Origin of the sequence: Salinimicrobium sediminilitoris, assembly GCF_020866905.1 — a bacterium.
GTDB lineage: Bacteria > Bacteroidota > Bacteroidia > Flavobacteriales > Flavobacteriaceae > Salinimicrobium > Salinimicrobium sediminilitoris.
In genome coordinates this window covers 173,805-192,386 of sequence record NZ_JAIVCC010000009.1, presented here as the reverse complement: position 1 = coordinate 192,386, position 18,582 = coordinate 173,805, and the positions used below count along the sequence as shown (strand labels likewise).

General features: G+C 41.0%; 16 protein-coding genes. 9 read left to right on the top strand and 7 right to left on the bottom strand.

The genetic code is table 11. From position 1 onward, the window contains the following. Positions 1 to 241 precede the first annotated feature (241 nt). Positions 242 to 652, top strand: coding sequence for a helix-turn-helix transcriptional regulator (locus tag LA313_RS10745; RefSeq protein WP_228914781.1), 411 nt, complete (start codon positions 242 to 244; stop codon positions 650 to 652). A gap of 30 nt (positions 653 to 682) precedes the next feature. Then, on the top strand, positions 683 to 1,057 hold the full coding sequence (locus LA313_RS10740; RefSeq protein ID WP_228914774.1) for a DNA topoisomerase IV: 375 nt from the start codon (positions 683 to 685) through the stop codon (positions 1,055 to 1,057). Between the two features lie 84 nt (positions 1,058 to 1,141). On the opposite strand, the gene mscL is transcribed toward LA313_RS10740, so the two are convergent. The 6 genes from mscL to LA313_RS10710 form a co-directional block, all read right to left on the bottom strand. Beyond that, positions 1,142 to 1,594, bottom strand: coding sequence for a large conductance mechanosensitive channel protein MscL (mscL, locus tag LA313_RS10735; protein WP_228914772.1), 453 nt, complete (start codon positions 1,592 to 1,594; stop codon positions 1,142 to 1,144). Beyond that, the gene (locus tag LA313_RS10730; protein ID WP_228914766.1) at positions 1,594 to 4,281 is read right to left on the bottom strand and encodes a DNA gyrase/topoisomerase IV subunit A; all 2,688 of its coding nucleotides are present in this window, start codon (positions 4,279 to 4,281) and stop codon (positions 1,594 to 1,596) included. Before LA313_RS10730 ends, mscL begins: the two co-directional genes overlap by 1 nt. Then, positions 4,282 to 4,764: a hypothetical protein gene (locus LA313_RS10725; protein ID WP_228914765.1), complete on the bottom strand. Its 483-nt coding sequence runs from the start codon at positions 4,762 to 4,764 to the stop codon at positions 4,282 to 4,284. A 1-nt stretch (position 4,765) separates the two neighbouring features. Next, positions 4,766 to 6,619 carry a DNA topoisomerase IV subunit B gene (locus LA313_RS10720; RefSeq protein WP_228914763.1) on the bottom strand — a complete coding sequence of 618 codons (1,854 nt, stop codon included), beginning with the start codon at positions 6,617 to 6,619 and terminating at the stop codon, positions 4,766 to 4,768. A 315-nt stretch (positions 6,620 to 6,934) separates the two neighbouring features. Then, on the bottom strand, positions 6,935 to 8,029 hold the full coding sequence (gene ychF, locus LA313_RS10715) for a redox-regulated ATPase YchF (RefSeq protein ID WP_228914758.1): 1,095 nt from the start codon (positions 8,027 to 8,029) through the stop codon (positions 6,935 to 6,937). Between the two features lie 175 nt (positions 8,030 to 8,204). Then, a complete protein-coding gene (locus LA313_RS10710; protein WP_228914757.1) occupies positions 8,205 to 8,939 on the bottom strand; it encodes a class I SAM-dependent methyltransferase in 735 nt (244 codons plus the stop codon). A 123-nt stretch (positions 8,940 to 9,062) separates the two neighbouring features. On the opposite strand from LA313_RS10710, the gene nhaA reads away from it, so the two are divergent. The 3 genes from nhaA (at position 9,063) to LA313_RS10695 (ending at position 14,034) form a co-directional block, all read left to right on the top strand. Next, positions 9,063 to 10,457 (top strand): Na+/H+ antiporter NhaA, encoded by a 1,395-nt coding sequence (gene nhaA, locus LA313_RS10705; protein WP_228914756.1) that lies wholly within the window; start codon positions 9,063 to 9,065, stop codon positions 10,455 to 10,457. Positions 10,458 to 10,645: 188 nt separating this feature from the next. Continuing rightward, entirely contained in the window at positions 10,646 to 12,739 is a 2,094-nt protein-coding gene (gene pta / locus LA313_RS10700; protein WP_228914754.1) for a phosphate acetyltransferase, read from the top strand. A 107-nt stretch (positions 12,740 to 12,846) separates the two neighbouring features. Beyond that, positions 12,847 to 14,034, top strand: coding sequence for an acetate/propionate family kinase (locus LA313_RS10695; RefSeq protein WP_228914748.1), 1,188 nt, complete (start codon positions 12,847 to 12,849; stop codon positions 14,032 to 14,034). Between the two features lie 38 nt (positions 14,035 to 14,072). On the opposite strand, the gene LA313_RS10690 is transcribed toward LA313_RS10695, so the two are convergent. Further along, on the bottom strand, positions 14,073 to 14,501 hold the full coding sequence (locus LA313_RS10690; protein ID WP_228914746.1) for an RrF2 family transcriptional regulator: 429 nt from the start codon (positions 14,499 to 14,501) through the stop codon (positions 14,073 to 14,075). 240 nt (positions 14,502 to 14,741) lie between these two features. Here LA313_RS10690 and LA313_RS10685 point away from each other — a divergent pair, with 240 nt between their 5' ends. From LA313_RS10685 to LA313_RS10670, 4 genes are all read left to right on the top strand, one after another. Beyond that, positions 14,742 to 15,248, top strand: a complete 507-nt coding sequence (locus LA313_RS10685) for a c-type cytochrome (protein ID WP_228914744.1) — start codon at positions 14,742 to 14,744, stop codon at positions 15,246 to 15,248. A gap of 60 nt (positions 15,249 to 15,308) precedes the next feature. Further along, positions 15,309 to 15,902 carry a fasciclin domain-containing protein gene (locus tag LA313_RS10680; RefSeq protein WP_228914742.1) on the top strand — a complete coding sequence of 198 codons (594 nt, stop codon included), beginning with the start codon at positions 15,309 to 15,311 and terminating at the stop codon, positions 15,900 to 15,902. Between the two features lie 10 nt (positions 15,903 to 15,912). Beyond that, positions 15,913 to 17,880 carry a Sec-dependent nitrous-oxide reductase gene (gene nosZ, locus LA313_RS10675; protein WP_228914740.1) on the top strand — a complete coding sequence of 656 codons (1,968 nt, stop codon included), beginning with the start codon at positions 15,913 to 15,915 and terminating at the stop codon, positions 17,878 to 17,880. 90 nt (positions 17,881 to 17,970) lie between these two features. Then, complete coding sequence (locus LA313_RS10670) at positions 17,971 to 18,579, top strand: hypothetical protein (RefSeq protein ID WP_228914739.1); 609 nt, start codon at positions 17,971 to 17,973, stop codon at positions 18,577 to 18,579. Positions 18,580 to 18,582: the final 3 nt, after the last annotated feature.

The following is an 18,582-nucleotide window of genomic DNA, read 5'->3' as shown; positions in this document are numbered from 1 at the left end:
AACAGGTAAAATCTTTTCTGTTGTCTACTTATGTAAACAACATGTTAATCCTGTAAATATGCTAGCTTGGAAATATTCCCTGCCTCAATTTATCACGACTTAATTAATTGTATTTTAGTTTATTAGGTCCGACTATATAATGTTTAAGTTTATGTAAAAATACTTCTTTTAAACAAGAATTGGCGGATTAAAATTAATGTGTTACTTTTGTAAACATAACAATTTTACATTTGTGTTTACAATGGTAAACGTTGAAGAATTTACAAATAGACTCAATGAGATCATGGAATATCATGACCTCTCGGCTGCTTCTTTTGCGGATAAAATTGAAGTAGGCCGCTCCTCTATTTCCCATCTTCTTTCGGGTAGAAACAAGCCCAGTTTAGATTTTGTCATGAAGATCGTCACGGCTTTTCCCGATGTAGAACTTTACTGGCTACTAAACGGAAAGGGAAGTTTTCCGAAGAAAAGTGAGAAAGCACAAATAGAAGAATCCACGAAAATTCCTCCTCCCAAAAACGGGGTGCAGGATCTCTTTTCTTCTTCCTCCCCACTTCCTTCAAATGATCATGCTGCACCCTCCTCTTCAAAAAAGATAAAAAAGGTCATAATTCTTTATACCGACGGTTCTTTTGATGCTTACGAAAATTGAGAACCATTGAAAAAGTTTTAAATTTGCCACATGAAAAAACTGTTTTTAGGAATGACGGCCCTTTGCTGTCTCACCTCCTGTTATGAGGCAGAACGTAACTGTGAGGATTTTAGGACCGGCACTTTTGAGTTTGAATCCTATCTTGAAGGAGAACTGGTGAAAACACAGTTTGTACGAAATGACAGTATAGAGATCGATTATTTTCGAGGAAAGGCAGATACCTCTTCTATTCGATGGATAAATGACTGTGAATATCTCCTTTCGAACCTAAACCCAAAGAACCGTGCCGAAGAAAAACCGATTCATATGAAGATCCTTACTACTAAGGACAATACTTATACCTTTGAATATGGTTTGGTGGGGGAAAATAAGAAACAGAGAGGAACGGTAGTAAAAACAGAATAACTAATACCTGAACGATTTAAGGCTGTTCTATAAAAAAAGTGGCTTTTCTGCCACTTTTCAAATTTTCTCTTTTATTAAGTAAGATTAACTGTTATTCTTCTTAAGCAACTCATTCTGTTCCTGCATAAGTTCCTTAAGGTTTGTGAGCAGCTCAATATCTTTTGGAGTAGCGACGGTCTTGTCTTTTGTATCTTCGGCCTTCCTTCTAAACCTGTTCATGAATTTCACTACCAGGAATACAGTCAACCCAATTACCAGGAAATCAATAAAAACTTCAATAAGAAGGCCATAACCCACGGCTATTTCTTCAACAGCTTCCGCACCATCTGTGGCTGGTACTGCTTCTTTTAAAACATATTTTCTATCACCATAGTCTATCTTTCCGGTCAACATCGACAAAGGAGGCATTACCACCTGCTTTACGAGTACATCTACAACGCGGTTAAAAGCAGTACCAATGATGATACCCACCGCCATATCGATCATGTTACCCTTGACCGCAAACTCTTTAAATTCCTGAAAAAATCCTTTAGCCATTACTCATCAAAAAGTTTTATCTGGCTCTCATCATTTTTCGCACCTTTTTTCTGAAGTTTTCCTTCCGAGAAGTCTGGAGATTCGGAAGAAGAACCTGTCCCTTCAACATTCTCTTCCCCTACTACTTCCATGTCCTCAGGAGCAGTTTCTTCGGGCTCCACAAAAGGCTTGGGATCCATAAGGTTTATTTGTTTAACCTTTTCTGAAGTAAGTTGGTTCCCGAGAGCTTTGATACCTTTTACCGAGATGAAATCTTCAAGTTCGACAAGATCATTCGGTTTTTGATCTTTACCTCTAATCTTCCCATAGACCACTTCCACAACCGGTAGATAATCTGTAGAGACAATTTCAAGATATGATTTTGGATGATCTCCTATAAAATTCTCTTCCCTTTCCTCATTTTCAACCAGGAAGCGTTTTACATAAAATTTTTCTTTTTCCCCTTCCCAATAGATAGCCGAAAGTGGCTTCTTTGGAGACCATTTTTCCAGAACTATAATATCCTGGTCAAATCTCGTAGTGAGTTCAGGTTTAATTGTCTTGGCAATTCCATTTTGGGTAATGATCAACAGCCTGTCTTCTCCTTTGAACTCTCCAAGTAACTCTCCCCTTTCATCAACATTCAGTCTTCGTACTGTATCATCAAACCAGATCCTTCGGGGTTTCAAGGTAGAAACTCCTTCTTCTTTCAGGTCAATCTTTTTAACCGGATACTTGGTCACAATATTACCTTTTACAGCTCTGCCTTTTATGGCCATATCTGCAAAATCCACTTCAAATTTCAGTTTTTTAATACTGCCTACCTGGCGCAGGTAAACCATCACTACTTCGGCCTCTCCGTTTGGATTGGCAGAGAAGTAAAGTACTTCAGAAGCTTTTTTGCCCTGGGTAAGATTATATTCCCTGTCCCTGGTGACCGAGGTTACGGCAAATCTCTTAATATATGCAGCACCGCCTTTCCCGTCTTTATAGATCATGTTATAGATGGTCCTGCGATCCTTCTTCTTGAAAATGGCAACGTGGATAATATCTTTTCCTATAAAGGTCTTGGCATCTACTTTTGTTACGATCATTTTCCCTTCGGCCGTAAAGCAGATCACATCATCGATATCTGAACAATCGGTAACATACTCATCCTTTTTAAGGGCTGTACCCACAAAACCTTCTTTCCGGTTAACGAAGAGCTTGGTATTCCTTATTACAACTTTTGTAGCCTCAATGTCATCAAACAGTCGCAGTTCGGTCTTTCTCTCTTTTCCGGCTCCGTAATCTTTTTTCAGGCGGTTAAAGTATGCAATGGCATAATCCACGAGATGATCCAGGTGATGTTTTATCTGGGCAATCTCGCCTTCCAGTGCCTCAATTTTCTGCTCGGCCTTTTCAAGGTCAAACTTGGAAATTCTCTTGATCCTTATCTCTGTAAGCCGCACAATGTCTTCCTCGGTCACTGCACGTTTTAAGTGGGTAGTGTGTGGCTTTAGCCCTTCATCTATGGCTTTTATTACTCCTTCCCAGGTCTCCTCCTCTTCAATATCACGGTAGATACGTTTTTCAATGAAGATCCTTTCAAGGGACGCAAAATGCCATTGCTCCTGGAATTCGTCGAGTTTTACCTCAAGGTCACTCTTTAGCAGACTCAGAGTATGGTCTGTAGACCTTCTTAAGATTTCAGAAACTCCAAGAAATGCCGGTTTATTATCAATAATAATACAGCTTAAAGGGGAAATAGATACTTCGCAGTTTGTAAAAGCGTATAATGCATCTATGGTTTTATCGGGTGACATACCCGACGGTAAATGGATAAGGATCTCAACTTCACTCGAGGTATTATCCTCTATTTTCTTGACCTTTATCTTCCCTTTGTCGTTTGCCTTGAGGATAGAATCAATTAAAGTAGAAGTATTGGTACTAAAAGGTATTTCTTTTATAACCAGGGTATTTTTGTCAAGTTGAGAAATATTGGCGCGTACCCGTACACGACCGCCTCTCATCCCGTCGTTATAGTTTGTAATATCAGCAATTCCACCGGTAGCGAAATCGGGATACAGTTTAAATTTCTTCCCCTGCAAGTGCTTTACACTGGCCTCTATGAGTTCAATAAAATTATGAGGCAGGATCTTGGTGCTTAAACCTACTGCAATACCTTCAGCCCCCTGGGCAAGTAATAACGGAAACATTACCGGTAGATTTACCGGTTCTTTTTTTCTTCCGTCATAAGAAAGCTGCCATTCGGTGATCTTTGGGTTGTAGACAACATCCAGGGCAAATTTTGAAAGCCGTGCTTCAATATAACGGGCGGCGGCTGATCCATCTCCCGTAAGAATATTTCCCCAGTTTCCCTGGGTATCTATCAACAGGTCTTTTTGTCCAACCTGCACCATGGCATCTCCAATACTGGCATCCCCGTGCGGGTGATACTGCATGGTATGCCCTACAATGTTGGCTACTTTGTTGTACCGCCCGTCGTCAAGATCCTTCATAGAATGCATGATACGCCGCTGTACAGGTTTAAAACCGTCTTCAAGAGCAGGAACGGCTCTTTCAAGGATCACATAAGAAGCATAATCAAGAAACCAGTCCTTGTACATCCCGGTGACCTTGGTAAGCACCTCATTATTTTCCAAATTCAGCTCTTCGTTCTGCCCCAATTGTTCGTCTTGATGATCGTCTAGATTCTCGTTCTCCATTTAAGCCCTCGCTTTGTTTTTTTCCAAAATCTTGGCAAGTGACATCTTTAATGCCTTAATTTTCTTGCCTGTCAAAAAGGTGATATTGTATTTATAATGCCTGTAACCCTTACTGTTCCGCGAATGGATAAAGACGTGCAGGCGTTTATAGAAAAAATAATTCTCTACTCTAAAATCCTTTAGTTTCGACTTTGGAACTTCTGTTCTTTGCTCACGGTAGTGCATAAATTGCGACACCAGCACACCATTACTTTTAAAGTTTATAGTCTCTCCATCGCTGTCAAATTCGAAAGTCTTACCAACAATAAAAATAAAGATCCCTACCAAAAGCGAAATTACATTAGGAATCAAACTACTGTAATTAAAGGGAGCATCGTCGTATTTTAACTCAATAGATGCAAATGTATTAGTAATAAAAACCGCCACAACAATAATATAGATCGAGGGGATAATGCTGGTTTCTTTCTTATTGTTGAACTTCATGCTATTCGTTAATAAGGTCCAGCTCGACTTTAAGGTTATCAATAATAAATTCCTGCCTGTCTGGCGTGTTTTTCCCCATATAGAAACTCAGAAGCTCCTCAATGCTCATTTCCTTGTCTAGCATAACAGGGTCCAGCCGAATATTATCGCCAATAAAATGCCTGAATTCGTCCGGTGAAATCTCTCCAAGTCCTTTAAATCGTGTGATCTCGGGTTTTCCTGAAAGTTTTTGTATTGCCTGTTGCCTTTCCAACTCGCTATAGCAGTAGATCGTTTCTTTTTTATTCCGCACGCGGAAGAGTGGCGTTTGCAGGATGTATAAATGGTTCTCTTTGATCAACTCCGGAAAGAATTGTAAAAAGAAAGTAATGAGCAGTAATCTAATGTGCATTCCGTCAACATCGGCATCGGTAGCGATCACAATATTATTATACCGAAGGTCTTCCATAGACTCTTCAATATTCAGCGCTGCCTGAAGCAGATTGAATTCTTCATTCTCATAAACGATCTTTTTACTAAGACCGTAGCTGTTGAGAGGTTTTCCTTTTAAGCTGAAAACCGCTTGTGTATTCACATCCCTGGATTTGGTGATGGAACCACTCGCAGAATCTCCCTCTGTAATAAAAAGGGTGCTTTCCAGGTAGCGTTCTTTTTTGCTGTCTCCCAGGTGGATTCGGCAATCTCGCAATTTTTTGTTGTGCAGACTGGCTTTTTTAGCCCGGTCTTTTGCCAGTTTCCTAATTCCCGAAAGTTCCTTACGCTCTCTTTCTGCCTGCAATATCTTTCGCTGTAGCAAATCGGCAGTTTCAGGATTTTTGTGCAGGAAGTTATCCAGCTGGGTTTTAAGGAAATCATTGATATAGGTGCGCACCGTTGGCAGGTCACCTCCCATATCTGTAGAACCAAGTTTGGTTTTTGTCTGACTTTCAAAAACCGGTTCCATCACTTTTATACTAATAGCCGAAACTATAGACTTTCTAACGTCACTGGCTTCAAAATTCTTTCCGTAGAATTCCCTTAGAGTTTTTACTACAGATTCCCTGAATGCAGCCAAATGGGTTCCCCCCTGGGAAGTATGCTGTCCGTTAACGAAAGAGTGATACTCTTCGCTGTACTGGGTCTTGCTGTGAGTGATCGCCACCTCAATATCATTACCCCGCAGGTGAATGATCGGGTACAGGCGGTCATCTTCATTAATACTATCAGATAAAAGATCGGCCAATCCATTTTCTGAATAAAATTTTTCGCCGTTAAAAACTATCGTCAACCCCGGATTGAGGTAAACATAGTTCTTCAGCATCTTTTCAATATATTCTGAACGAAATTTGTAATGCTTAAAGATAATTTCATCGGGTGTAAAACTCACCTTGGTCCCTCTTCTTCTGGAGGTTTCCTCGAGTTCCTCTTCATTGATAAGATTACCCTGCTCAAATTCAGCCGACTTTGATCTCCCATCCCTGGTAGATTCCACCCTAAAATTACTGGAAAGGGCATTTACCGCCTTAGTACCAACCCCGTTAAGTCCTACAGACTTTTTAAAGGCCCGGGTATCATATTTCCCACCGGTATTCATCTTTGAAACCACATCTACCACCTTTCCCAATGGAATACCCCGGCCGTAATCGCGAACGATCACCCGTTGGTTTTGTACAGAGATCTCAATGGTCTTTCCTGCACCCATTACAAATTCGTCGATACAGTTGTCGATAACTTCTTTAAGAAGAATATAGATACCGTCATCTGCACTCGAACCATCTCCAAGTTTTCCAATATACATCCCGGGACGCATACGAATATGCTCCTTCCAGTCGAGCGACCGTATATTATCTTCGGTATATTTAGTTTCTTCGATCATAGCTGCTTCCTGCGGTTTCGTGGCTAATATAAGCTTTCCCCTAAAAAGTTGAAACCTCTGGGGAACAAAATAATTAACAATTGTTTCACAAACGCAGGTTTAAGGTTTAAAGTTCAAAGTTCAAGGTCCTTTGGATTCAAGATTGGAAATTTCCAGATTATTTTTATTCCCAAAATACCTTCAAAAAATGTCATTTTTTGAAGGTATTCAACGTTGAAGTTTCCTAAAATTGAAAAGACCTCACAGGTTTAAAAAACCTGTGAGGTCCAATCTCGTATTAAGTCTCAATACTCAATACTAATATCTCAAATCTAATTACACGTTGAACCTAAAGTGCATTACATCCCCATCTTTTACGATATATTCCTTCCCTTCTACCCTCATTTTCCCGGCTTCCTTCACTTTTGCTTCACTTCCGTAATTCACGTAGTCGTCATACGCGATAACTTCGGCACGAATAAAACCTTTTTCAAAGTCGGTATGGATCACACCTGCCGCTTGCGGCGCTGTGGCTCCTACGGGAATTGTCCAGGCTCTTACTTCTTTGACCCCGGCAGTAAAATAAGTTTGTAGATTAAGAAGACTATAGGCTCCACGAATAAGTTTAGCCGATCCCGGCTCATCCAGCCCAATATCCTGAAGGAACATTTTACGCTCTTCATAGTCGTCAAGTTCAGTGATATCGGCTTCTGTTCCTACTGCCAGTACCAGAACCTCGGCGCCTTCACCTTTGACAGACTCTTTTACCTTATCAACATGTTCATTTCCCGAAACTGCATCGGTTTCGTTAACATTACACACGTACATCACAGGTTTATCTGTAATGAACTGTAGTGGCTTAATAAATTCCTGTCTTTCTTCTTCAGTAAGATCAATTGCTCTTACTGAATTTCCCGCTTCAAGTCCACTCTTTACTTTCAATAAAGCTGCTTCTTCTTTTTGAGCTTCCTTATTCCCGGTTTTCGCAGCCCGCTTCACCTTTTCCAGCTTCTTTTCGACCGTTTCAAGATCCTTAAGCTGCAGCTCCATATCAATGGTCTCCTTATCTCTCACCGGATTTATATTTCCATCCACGTGCACGATATTGTCGTTCTCAAAACACCTTAAAACATGAAGAATTGCATCAGTTTCACGAATATTTCCGAGGAATTGGTTTCCAAGACCTTCCCCTTTACTCGCTCCTTTTACAAGTCCGGCAATATCCACGATCTCTACGGTAGCAGGCATTACTCTTTCAGGATTTACAAGGGATTCCAGTTTTTCCAGGCGCTTATCGGGCACGTTCACCACTCCAATGTTGGGTTCAATGGTACAAAACGGGAAGTTGGCACTCTGCGCTTTTGCGTTTGAGAGACAGTTGAATAAAGTTGATTTTCCTACGTTGGGTAGTCCTACAATTCCGGCTTTCATATAATAAATTTTGATGCTCTTTAGCGGCTGCAAATATAGTTATATGAATTGGAATTTTGAGCAGCTCAATTTCTTCGGAAATCTACCCTGAAAACCAGCCGAAAAAAACCTTCCAAAAATGCCATTTTTGACACCCCGTTCCGGAATATTCCCGATAAAAATTTCTGCGGAAGTTTTATTCTGAATTCCTGCCCACCCGAAGCAGCACCGGAAAATTCACTTCCCCCACCTCGCCAAAACTCTCCCCAAGTTCTTTCTTCACCAGCTCCACCGGATTTTCATCCTTCTCCTTTTCAAAAGCTTTCACTGCCGACCAGGTGTTGAGATATCCCAGTAGCCTTTCAAAACTCCATTGCTGCTTCATTTCAAAACCCGGAGTTTCAATTTCTTCAAAAGGAAAGGGAATGGTTTGATATTTCTCCTCCAGGTAACGTCGTTCGGGTTGCCAAAAAGAACCTATTATATTATCGTAGAAGTGCCTGATGATTTTATCTGTTTCGGGATTGCTTCTAAAAAGTGAGTATCCAAAAATGGCTATTACAGCATCTTTTTTTAGTACCCTTTTTACCTCAGAATAAAATTTTTCAAAATTGAACCAGTGCACCGCCTGTCCAACAGTTACAAGATCAAAATGATCATTGGGAAACACCATATTTTCCGCAGATTGTTTGGTGTAATGAATATTTGGCTTCTGCACCGCCTGTGACAGCTGATTAATACTAACATCGGTCGCATAAACCTCCTGGAAAAAAGTTGCCAGCTCCCCTGCTACCTGTCCGTTACCCGCACCACAGTCTAGGGCCCGGTCTCTTGTTTGGCAAAGCTGCCACATAAAATTATACAGTTCTGCCGGATACGTGGGACGGTATCGGGAATAGTCTTCAGAATGAGAGGAAAATAGGTCTTTCATGGAATTTCTATCAAAAAAAAATAATCATCTGATATTCATCATCTTCTATATGGAATTAAAAAAATAACTTAAGAGATTATTATTCTCAGGTAATGTTCTTACATCGCATCAAATTAATAATTTATGAGAAAATCGCATCTTGACCTATACCTGTTGCTGCCTATTAAGGGCTTTATTGAAAAACAGACTTCTGTAGGCCTGCTACTTATTTTCTCTGCCATTCTCGCTGTGATCTTCGCCAATTCCCCACTGGCAGAAACTTACCACAATTTCTGGAAACAGAATATCTATTTAGGGATCAATGATATGGTGATAAGGAAAACCCTGCTGCACTGGATCAATGACGGGTTGATGTCGATGTTTTTCTTTCTGGTAGGACTTGAACTAAAACGGGAGATCACCCAGGGGGAGCTTGCCGGGTTTCGAAAATCTGTGCTTCCGGTAGCGGCGGCAATAGGTGGAATGGTAATGCCCGCCCTCATTTATTATTATTTCAACGGAGGACTAGAATCAATAACAGGATGGGGAATTCCCATGGCTACAGATATTGCCTTTGCGCTGGGCATCCTGTATTTGCTGGGGAACCGGGTGCCACTTTCTCTAAAGGTTTTCCTCACTGCAATTGCCATTGTAGACGATTTGGGAGCAGTGATAGTAATCGCATTATTTTATACTGCAGATCTTTCCTTTTTGAGCCTGGCAATTGCAGCCATGTTCTTCCTGATCCTGATCGTCGCCAACCAGATTGGAATTCGACATACGGCCTTTTATGCAATCATGGGAATAGGCGGGCTCTGGCTGGCTATACTTCTTTCGGGAGTACATGCAACAATCGCGGCAGTGTTGGCTGCCTTTGCCATTCCCGTTAATAAGAAGATCAATCCTCCTCTCTTTCTCCGGAAAGTACGCTTGTTATCATATAATATTAAGGCTTTAATGAAAGAAGAGGGTATTAAGGAGGAACACAGGGAGGAATCCATTACCAATACTATTGAAAAATTCACCTCGCTCACAAAAGATGCAACCCCTCCCCTTCAACGTCTTGAACACGCCTTGCAACCATTTGTAAGTTTTGTTGTTTTACCTCTTTTCGCATTTGCCAATGCAGGTGTGACTATTGATGCCTCTTCCCTGGGCTTCTTTTTTAGTCCGGTAACATTAGGTATCATCCTGGGGTTGATCATTGGAAAATTCTTTGGAGTGGTTTTTTTCACCAGACTTATGGTATGGTTAAAAATTTCTTCCCTCCCAAAAGGAGTTAAATGGAAGCATATTTATGGTGTGGGTTTTCTCGCTGCCATTGGATTCACAATGAGCCTCTTTATTACAGAACTTGCCTTTGTAAATGAGGAGTTTCTTGTACAGGCAAAAATCGGGATTCTTTCGGCTTCACTTTTGGCAGGTATTATTGGATATACTTACCTTCTATGGATAAGCAACAAAGAGATCCAAAAGAAGAAAAAGAGGCATTCAAAAAAATCTGTTCTCACTAAAAAACGTTCAGAAGCTTCAGGATAAAGAAGAATACTTCAGCAAAACTTACTTCTCTAAAACGGCATTTTTAAAGGAAATTCTTCCGCAGGAAAAATAAAGGACGAATTGGTCCAGCTTCAGGTGATTTTCATCAGATTTTTACGACTTTTTAACCTGTCTCGCAGGTCAGGATTTTTTATAAGCCTTACTTTTGCATTAGAATTTACAAAACTATGAACAAAGGACTTTATATAGCGACTTTAGAACCAAACAGTGGAAAATCCCTTATCTCCCTGGGACTAATGAGAGCTTTGTTAGGAAAGACTGTAAAGGTAGCCTATTTTCGACCTATTATTAATGAAGAAAAGCCGGGAAACCTCGATAACCATATTGATACGGTTTTAAAATATTTTGATCTTCCTATGTCTTATGAAGATGCTTATGCTTATACCAGGAGCGAAGTTATTCAAAAGCGCAATGAGGGAAAATCGGGGGAGATCATTGATACCATCATTAGAAAATACAAAAAACTCGAGGATGCTTTTGATTTTGTCCTTGTTGAGGGCAGTGATTTTTCGGGAGAAGGCAGTGTCTTTGAATTTGATGAGAATGTCAATATTGCAAAGAACCTTGGCTTACCGGTAATTATAATTGCGAGTGGCCGTAGCAAAACTAAAGAAGGATTAATGGGAAGCCTTCAAATGGCTTATCAAACCTTTATTAGTAAGGACGTTCGCGTAATGGCAATGGTAAGCAATAAGATAGAACTTGCCAATCTTACCATTGCAACCAATGGAATGAGAGAATTCCTGCCAGATGATGTTGCTGTTTTTGCGCTTCCTTTAATAGATACTTTGGCAAACCCAACGCTAAAGGAGATCGTGGAAGCTCTTGACGGAAAAGTGCTTTTTGGAGAGGAATTCCTTGATAACCAATCGGGAAGCTTTAATGTGGGAGCTATGCAGCTACGCAATTACCTGAAGCATCTTAAAAATGAAAGCCTGGTGATCACTCCGGGTGACAGGGCAGATATAATTCTGGGGGCGCTACAGGCGCATATTTCCAGTAATTATCCGCGAATTTCAGGAATTATCCTCACAGGAGGTTTGATTCCCGAAGATTCTATTATTAAACTTATTGAAGGTCTTTCACAAGTGGTTCCTATCATTTCTGTGGAAGAAGGAACCTTTAATGTGACTAATAAAGTTGGTGCCATTAACTCAAATATTTACGCCGACAGTACGCAGAAGATCGAAACTTCAATAAGCACGTTTGAAAAGTACGTTAATATGGATCCACTAATAGAGCGTTTTGCCGGGCTTCAACCCAGTGGCATTACGCCTAGAATGTTCCAGTACAGCCTTGTAAAACGTGCCCAACAGCAACGTAAACATATAGTTCTTCCCGAAGGTACAGATGAACGAATCCTTACTGCTGCTTCCCGTCTTATCACAATGGATATTGTAGATCTTACTATTCTCGGGGATGAGGAAGAGATCAGGAAAATGATCATGAACCTGGCTTTGCCAATTGATTTAGAAAAGCTGAATATCATTAACCCTACAAAATCTGAATATTTCGACGATTACGTAAAGACCTTTTACGAACTGCGAAAACATAAGAATATCAACATGGATATCGCACGTGATCTTATGAGTGATGTTTCCTATTTTGGGACTATGATGATCCATAAAGGGCACGCGGACGGAATGGTTTCGGGTGCGGCTCACACTACGCAGCACACCATTAGACCGGCACTGCAGTTCATTAAGACCAAACCGGGAGTTTCTGTAGTTTCTTCGGTGTTCTTTATGTGTCTTGAAGACCGGGTTTCAGTTTTTGGAGATTGTGCTATTAATCCTAATCCAACGGCCGAAGAGCTTGCAGAGATCTGTATCTCTTCTGCGGAAAGTAGTAAGGCCTTCGGAATTGAACCCAAGATCGCAATGCTCTCCTACTCTTCCGGAAGTTCCGGGAAAGGAGAAGATGTTGACAGGGTTCGGGAAGCAACTGAAATTGTGAGGAAAAAACGTCCCGATCTTAAAATTGAAGGACCAATACAATATGACGCCGCAGTTGATCGCACCATAGGTAAAAGTAAATTACCGGGATCTGAAGTTGCAGGGCAGGCAAGCGTACTTATTTTCCCCGACCTTAACACCGGGAACAATACCTATAAAGCCGTGCAAAGGGAAACAGGCGCTTTGGCGATTGGACCAATGCTACAGGGGTTAAACAAACCTGTGAACGACCTTAGCCGTGGCTGTACTGTTGATGATGTTTTCAATACAGTAATTCTTACCGCAATTCAGGCTCAGGGCTTATAAAGGTTTAAGGTTTAAGGTTTAAGGTTTAAGGTTTAAGGTTTAAGGAAAAATAATCTAATTAAAAGTCTTGGCTCTTGGTTCTTGGCTCTTGATTCTAAAATAGAAATATGAATAAGAATATACTTATAATTAACTCCGGGAGTTCATCCCTAAAATTTCAATTGATCAATATGCCTTCAGAAGAAGTTTTAGCTTCGGGGCTGGTTGAAAGGATTGGACAGGCTTCAGGAAAACTTCATTATAAATCGGAAGCATATTCAACTTCCGAAGAAATGGAAATTCAGGATCATTCCGTAGCTCTAAAAGAGGTGACAAAACACCTTATGCACAGCAATTACGGAGTGATAAAGGATCCTGCCGATATTCCTGCCATTGGTCATCGCGTTGTTCATGGCGGTGCAAGTTTTTCGGATACCATTGTTATTGATGACAGAGTAAAGGAAAAGATCAAAGAATTATTTTCCCTGGCACCACTTCATAATCCACCAAACTTAAAGGGAATTGAAGTAGCCGAGGAGATTTTTCCTAAAGCAGTCCAGGTGGCTGTTTTTGACACAGCTTTCCACCAGAGTATTCCTTCACACGCCAGCAAGTATGCTATTCCAAATGAATTCTATGAAAAGGAGAAAATTCAGGTGTACGGCTTCCATGGGACAAGTCATAAGTATGTTTCAGAAAAAGCTAATGAGTACCTCAAAAAGGAAAAATCCAAACTCGTTACTGTTCATCTTGGGAATGGGTGTAGTATGACGGCTGTGAAAGATGGGAAAAGTATTGACCACACCCTAGGCTTCGGTCCTGTTAACGGATTGATCATGGGAACCCGTAGTGGAGATATTGACCAATCGGTGATATTTTATATGATCGAGCAACTGGGATATTCGGCTAAAGAAGTGAGTGATCTACTCCATCACAAAAGCGGAATGCTGGGCCTTACCGGTTACAGTGACCTTAGAGATATTGAAGACGAGGCAGAAAAAGGAAACAGGGAATGTCAACTAGCCCTCGACATGAATGCTTACCGCATAAAAAAATATATCGGTGCTTACGCCGCAGCTATGAACGGTCTTGATGCTGTGGTCTTTACTGCAGGAATTGGAGAAAATTCAGATGTAATTAGAAAGCTTGTTTCCCGTGATATGGAATACCTGGGGCTCGAACTGGATGAAGAAAAGAACAGCGTACGTTCCAAGGAAATAAGGGATATTGGCAAGGCAACTTCAGCAGTAAAGATCCTTGTGATCCCTACCAATGAAGAGCTGGAGATCGCCAAACAAACTTTGGCAATGCTATAGAACACCTCTTAAAAATGACATTTTTGAAACGGAGAGATTTACACGAAAAGGTAAGCCTCTCCGTTTTTTACTTTTTCTGCAAATACACTTATGTTCTCCTGTAGTTCCTTCCTGAACTTCTGCTTTAAAGGCTGAACAGAATAATGTACAGGGCAAGGCTGCTCGGAACTGCACTTCTTCAAACCCAAAACACAATCCTCCAGCCGGCTGGTACCATCAATAATATTGACTACCTCTATTAAAGGGGTATTTAATGCCTGTTTTGTGAGATAAAAACCTCCTGTAGGACCTTTAGAGGAAGAAATTATATTTTCCCTGGAGAGTGATTGCAGTAATTTTGAAAGAAATGGAGATGGCAGTTTAATTGCTTCTGCAATTTCCTTAGCTCTTATTTTATTCTTGTCGTTTGAATGAACCGCCAGATAAAGGACGGCATTTACTGCATATTTGCTGGAGCTTGATAACATTGACGTACTGGATTTAAATTTTTTTACCTCAGTAATAAAAAATTAAGACAATTAAGTCCCAAATTTAAAGCAATCCTGATTCTTATCATATAAAATCTCTTTTTAATAGCTGAAATTTATAGAGAGTTCGAATTTCACTGATTCCCCTGCCCTAAATCTGAGTTAAAATATTTTAAGACCGTTTTATCTTTTTTACATGTAAATGTCTTAATTTTGGACCAATTAAAAAGAACCTTTATTATGAAATTAACACTAAAGATTTTTGCACTATCTCTAATTATGGCAGTAACGGCCTGTGGAGAAAAAGAAGAAAAGGAAAAGATCAAACTATCCGATGAAAGTACTGCAGTACAAAAAGAAGTTGTAGAGGAAGCTACCTCGACTACAGCAGAGACAGACAACATGCAGAACAAGGGAATTGGACCTATTGAGAATGTTGACCTAAGTGAAGACATAGACCAGGCAATGGCTACCCGCGGTGAAGAACTTTTCAAGAATATGTGTTCTGCCTGCCATAAGATGGATAAGAAATTCGTTGGTCCTTCCGTTGCTGGAGTCACCGAAAGACGTTCTCCCGAATGGATTATGAACATGATCCTTAACCCTGAGAAGATGATCAAAGAAGACCCAATTGCCAAGAAACTATTGGTGGAGTCTAACATGGCTGTAATGGCGAACCAGAACCTTACTGAAGAAGAAACCCGGGCGATCCTAGAGTACTTCAGACAGTATGACCAGCAAAACTAGCCCGAAAAGGCATTTTTGTGCAGGTAATTTGACAATGGTAACCAACCTAATCCAATACCCATGAAAAAAATCAAGTTCACAATTTTATGCCTCAGTTTAGGCGCGTTTATCCTCACCACATCCTGTAAGGATGACAAGGAGACTAACAACGTTGCCCCTACCCCGCAGGAAGAAGGAGCAATACCGGCTTCTAATAAAGGTCAGGCTTACATCGATGATGAGAGTGATAATCCTAATGCCCTGCGTATTGCCATTGATTCTCCAGATCATACTACGCTTGTAGCTGCCGTGGAGGCCGCCGAGGTACAGAATTCCCTGGTGAACGTTGGACCACTTACTGTATTTGCACCTACCAATGAGGCTTTTGATAACTTACCCGAAGGAACTGTGGAAGAACTGCTTAAGCCCGAGAATAAATCAAAACTTGCTAATATTCTTATCAATCATGTGGCTCCAAGTAATTATCCGGTAGACATGCTGCTCAAAAATGTCAAAAAAGGCAGGACTTTATACATGGCTTCGGGAGAGAACGTGGAGGTTACACAGGAAGGAGATGATATCTACGTGGGAGGTGCCAGGATACTGGGAACCGTAAAAGCCAGCAACGGCTGGGTACATGTAGTGGACAAAGTGATTTTACCAAAGAACAACTAATAACAATCCAATGAAAAAACTCAATTCAATTTTATCTATTGCTCTCTTCAGCTTGCTTTTTGTAAGCTGTGGAGATGAAAGTAATAAAGACACAAATGGATCATCGGGTGGTGCTATGGCATCTAATGCAGCCGATAGAGTCTATGTAGCTCCCGGGGAGCATGACGAATTTTATGCATTTCTCTCGGGAGGATATAGTGGTAACCTTACTGTATATGGTCTTCCTTCAGGGCGTATGTTAAAGGAGATTCCAGTGTTTTCCCAGTTCCCTACCAACGGGTATGGATATTCTGAAGAGACAAAGCCTATGCTGAATACCTCCCACGGCTTTGTGCCCTGGGGAGATTCTCACCACCCCGATATTTCCCAAACCAATGGAGAAACTGATGGCCGATGGATTTTTATCAATGAGAATAACACCCCTCGTATCGCGAGGATAAGTCTGGAGACTTTTGAGACAGAAGAGATCATTGAGATCCCTCACAGTGCAGGGAACCACTCCTCCTCTTTCGTCACCGAGAACACAGAATATGTTGTAGCAGGTACACGTTTTGCCGTTCCCTATCCTCAAAAGGATATGCCCATTGATGAAATGAAAGGGAATTTTAAAGGCCCTCTTACTTTTATTGCAGTAGGAGACGACGGTAAAATGAAGATCGATTTTCAACTGGCCATGCCGGGCTTTAACTATGACCTGTCACACCCTGGACGTGGAGATTCCCACGGCTGGTTCTTCTTCACTACTTATAACACAGAAGAAGCCCATACTATGCAGGAAGTGAACGCTTCTCAAAATGATAAAGATTTTATCGCTGCGGTAAACTGGAAAAAGATCCAGGAATATGTAAGAAATGGCGGTGGCGAACAAATGGATGCTGAGTACGCACATAACGTATACGATCACAACACACATACGGCTACAACTACAATGGAGGACAAAGTGACCAGAGTTGACCCGCGTGATGTGGAAGGTGCAGTATTCTTTATGCCTACTCCAAAATCCCCTCACGGCTGTGATGTAGATCCTTCGGGAGAATATATTGTTGGTAATGGAAAACTGTCAACCGACCTTACTGTTCACTCTTTCTCAAAAATGCTTAAGGCAATCGAGAACGAAGATTTCACAGGAGAAGCCTATGACATTCCCATTCTTAACTTTGACTCTACTCTTGCAGGAACTGTAAAAGACGGAGGTTTAGGACCACTACACACAGAATTTGACGGAAAAGGAAATGCCTACACTACATTCTTTATTTCTTCGGAAGTTGTGAAGTGGAAATTAGGAACATGGGAAGTACTTGACAGGCAGCCAAGTTACTATTCTGTAGGTCACCTTATGATCCCCGGCGGAAACTCTCGCAACCCTGAAGGTAAGTACCTTATTTCAATGAACAAGATCACCAAGGACCGTTATCTTCCAACAGGACCGGAATTGGAGCACTCAGCCCAATTATATGACATTTCGGGAGATAAGATGGAGCTGCTGCTAGACTTCCCTACTCACGGGGAGCCACATTATGCTGCAGGTATTTCTGCCGAAAAAATAAAAGCGAACTCCAAAAAGATCTACAGGCTTGATGAAAATGAGCACAAATATGCTGCGACCAGCGAAAGTGAAACAAAGATGGAGCGCGATGGGAACAATGTTCATGTTTATATGACCACCGTACGTAGTCACTTTGCACCAGATAACCTGGAAGGGATCAAAATAGGAGATAAAGTATTCTTCCACGTTACCAACCTGGAGCAGGATTTTGATGTCCCTCACGGTTTTGCAATGATAGGCGCCAACACTTCAGAATTGTTGATCATGCCCGGGCAAACTAAAACCATTACCTGGGAACCTAAAAAAGAAGGGGTATGGCCGTTCTACTGTACAGATTTCTGCTCTGCCCTTCACCAGGAAATGCAGGGTTATGTAAGAGTTTCAGGAAAGAATTCCAATGTGCCGTTAAAATGGACCCTGGACGGAGAGTAGAGTATATTTAATTAGTTATAAAATTTCAACTCTTCATTTAATGAAAGCGGGTTAGGGTAATACTACCCGCTTTCTTTTTAAATAAATAATATGAAAACGTCAGGAATTATAATGATAGTAGGTTCGGCCCTGCTACTGGGGCTGTTCTTCTACCCTTTATGGAACATCAAGCTGGAAGCTCCACAATATCCCGATCCTCTTGGTATGGATATTTATATTGCCGGAATTGAAGGTGAGGAAGAATTTGACATACAGAACATTGATGGTATCAATCATTATATTGGCATGAAAAAGATACCAAAACCCGAGGAGATGTGGGAGTTTAATATCTTCCCTCTGGTTATTGGAGGCATGGCAGGATTGGGAATTTTGCTGGGTATTTTAGGATTTTTCGGAAAAATAAGTCCTAACTGGTTTCTTGGTTGGCTGGTGCTCATGACTATTCTGGGAATACTGGGAATGTATGACTTCAATAACTGGCTTATAGAATATGGAACTGATCTTGATCCCAAGGCAATCATAAAGCTAACAGATTCAGAAGGAAATCCATTAAGTTATAAACCACCTTTGCTTGGATCTGAGAAGATTTTGAACTTTACCGCCCACTCCTACCCCCAAACCGGGGCATATCTCATGTTTACCGGGATGTTCCTCACTCTGGTAGCGTGGATATGGGGTAAAAGAACAACAAATAAATAAACT